Here is a 2,735-nt window from a genome sequence, read left to right on the forward strand (position 1 = left end):
GCCGACCGCGCCCCGTGTGAATGGCTGCTGTGTCCGCGCCGGGCTCGGCAGGGCGGCAGCGCTACGCGTTCGGCCGAACCCCTCACCCGTCCGGCAACGATGGAAAGGACGTTCATGACCGCGACCGCAACTCTGGCTTCCCCGGTCCGCATGGGGAAGGCCGCTGTCTGGGCTCTTGGCTTACTGGCCATCTCCACCGGTGCTCTGGAATCGGTGGTGGCGCCGACGCTCCCGCTCCTGCAACGCGAGCTGGATATCAGTCCGTCCACAGGGGCGCTGCTCAACATCGTGCTCGCCATCACCGGCGCGCTTGTTACGCCGCTCGCTGGCAAGCTCGGCGACCGCTACGGCGGGAAACGGGTCCTGATCCGGTTGATGGCGGTGGTCTCGGCCGGTGGCCTGGTCTCCGCGGTGGCGCCGAACCTGCCCGTGCTGCTGCTCGGCCAGGTACTGCAGGGCGCGATGATCGGCGCGCTGCCGCTGTCGTTCATCGTGGTGCGCAAGCACCTTCCCGCGGCAGAGTCGAAGGTGGCCATCGGGCTGGTCAGCGGGATGTTCGTGGGGGGCTCGATGGTGGGACTGCTGGCGGCCGGGCCCGTGGCCGAAGCGCTCTCCCGGCACTGGATGTTCGCGCTGCCGACGTTCGCGGTCATCGGGTTCACCCTCATGGTGAACAGGCTGATGCCGGCTGATCAGCCGGGCCACTGGGACGATGCCGGGATCGACTGGCCCGGCATGCTTCTGTTGAGCGGGATACTGCTCACGCTCATGCTCGCGCTCGCGGTGGCGCCCGACGCCGGCTCGCAGCCTCTCGTGCTCGTCGCCCTCCTGGTGGTGCTGGCCGCCTTGGTGACCGGATGGGTGGCCGTCGAGCGTCGCGCGGCCGCGCCGATGATCGATCTGCGCATGCTGGCACGGCCTGTGATCTGGAAGTCGTGTGTGCTGACGTTCGGGATCTGCCTCGGCACCGCGATGGGCGTCTTCCTCGTTCCGCAGCTGCTCGACGTGTCCGGCCACGGGTACGGGTTCGGGGCCGGCGCCACCGAGATCGGCTTCATCCTCCTGCCCGGCGCCGTGGTCGCGACGCTGGCCGGGCCGGCCGGTGGATTCGGGGAACAGCGTTTCGGCCCGCGTGCCGTGGTCGCTGCCTCGGTCGTCATCATGGCCACCGCCCTGCTCGCCCTGGCAGCCGCACACACCGAGGTCTGGCACATCGTCCTCGGCAAGGCGCTGATCTCGCTCGCCAACGGCCTGTGCGTCACCGCCATGGTGACCAGCATCGCCTCCTCCGTCGATGAACGTGACACCGGCATCGCCACCAGCCTGATCCTGGTGACCCGCGTGCTGGGCTCTGCCGTGGGCGGGATGCTCGGCGGCGTGCTCCTCACCTCGCAGACCCCTTCCGGGTCGGATGTCCCGGCCGAATCGGCCTTCGTCACCGGCTTCCTCATCGCCGGCCTCGTCGCGGTGCTGGCTCTGCCTGTCGTCCGTTCCATGAGCAAAGGAGTCAAGAAATGACCCACGCTGATCAGTTGAGGGATATCCGCAGCACGCCGGGGCGCAAGGTCCTGATATCCGGGGCCAGCATCGCGGGGCCCGCCCTCGCGTTCTGGCTGAACCGCTACGGATTCGCCGTCACGGTGGTCGAGAAGGCGGGCACCCTTCGTGACGGTGGTTATCCCATCGATGTGCGTGGCACCGCACTGGAGGTCGTCCGGAGGATGGGCATCCTGCCGCAACTGCAGGACGCGCACATCGACTCGCACCGGATCACCTTCCTCGACGGGGACGGCAGCCAGGTGGCCTCGGTCGACCCGCACATCGTCACCGGTGGTGTCGCCGGACAGGACCTGGAGGTGCGGCGCGGGGATCTGACCAGCGCCCTCTACGGGGCGGTCCGTGACGATGTGGAGTTCCTGTTCAACGACTCCATCGACACCCTCGACCAGCAGTCCGGCCACGGGGTCGACGTCACCTTCCACGGGGCCGGCAGGCGTACGTTCGACATGGTGATCGGAGCGGACGGACTGCACTCACGCACCCGCGAGTTGCTGCTCGGCCCCGAAGAGCAGTTCCACCGCTACCTCGGCTACTGCTTCGCCGTCTTCACCATGCCCAACACCCTCGGCCTTTCCCACGAGATCACGATGTGGAACACCCCGGGCAGAGCCGCGGCACTCTACGCCGTAGGGGACAGCGACGAAGTGCACGCCTTCCTCAACTTCGCCCACCCGGAACCGCCGTTCCACGCGTTCCGCAACCCCGAAGCCCAACGGGACCTGGTCGCCAAGGTCTTCGCCGATGCTCGATGGGAGGTCCCGGGCATGCTCGCCGCCCTGCGCGAGGCGGACGACCTGTTCTTCGACGCGGTCAGCCAGATCCGCATGCCCGGCTGGTCCAGCGGCAGGGTCGCGCTGGTGGGCGACGCCGCATACGCACCCTCCTTCCTCACCGGACAGGGCACCAGCCTCGCACTCGTCGGCGCGTACATGCTCGCCGGATCCCTGACCGACCGGGACCACACCGCGGGCTTCACCGCCTACGAACGCGATACCCGTGAGTTTGTGACCGCGAACCAGGAACAGGTCGGCGAGGGCGGCGCCACACTCTTCCCCACCACCGCCCGGGCCCTGGAACAGCGCAACGACATGCTGCGCAAACTCAGCACCATGCCCCCCGCCACGGAGGGACGACCGGCCCACTCGGCCCTCACCCTGCCCGAATTCATGCCCACG

At 68.6% G+C, this 2,735-nt stretch carries 2 protein-coding genes; both read left to right on the forward strand.

The window, feature by feature from the left end:
* Positions 1 to 114 precede the first annotated feature (114 nt).
* A complete protein-coding gene (locus ACTWP9_RS36575; RefSeq protein ID WP_443250631.1) occupies positions 115 to 1,518 on the forward strand; it encodes an MFS transporter in 1,404 nt (467 codons plus the stop codon).
* A partial coding sequence (locus ACTWP9_RS36580; RefSeq protein ID WP_443250632.1) for an FAD-dependent monooxygenase occupies positions 1,515 to 2,735 on the forward strand: 1,221 nt, incomplete at its 3' end. The genes ACTWP9_RS36575 and ACTWP9_RS36580, both read left to right, overlap by 4 nt.

The sequence above is a fragment of the Streptomyces sp. 3N207 genome (assembly GCF_052246355.1).
Classification (GTDB): Bacteria; Actinomycetota; Actinomycetes; order Streptomycetales; family Streptomycetaceae; genus Streptomyces.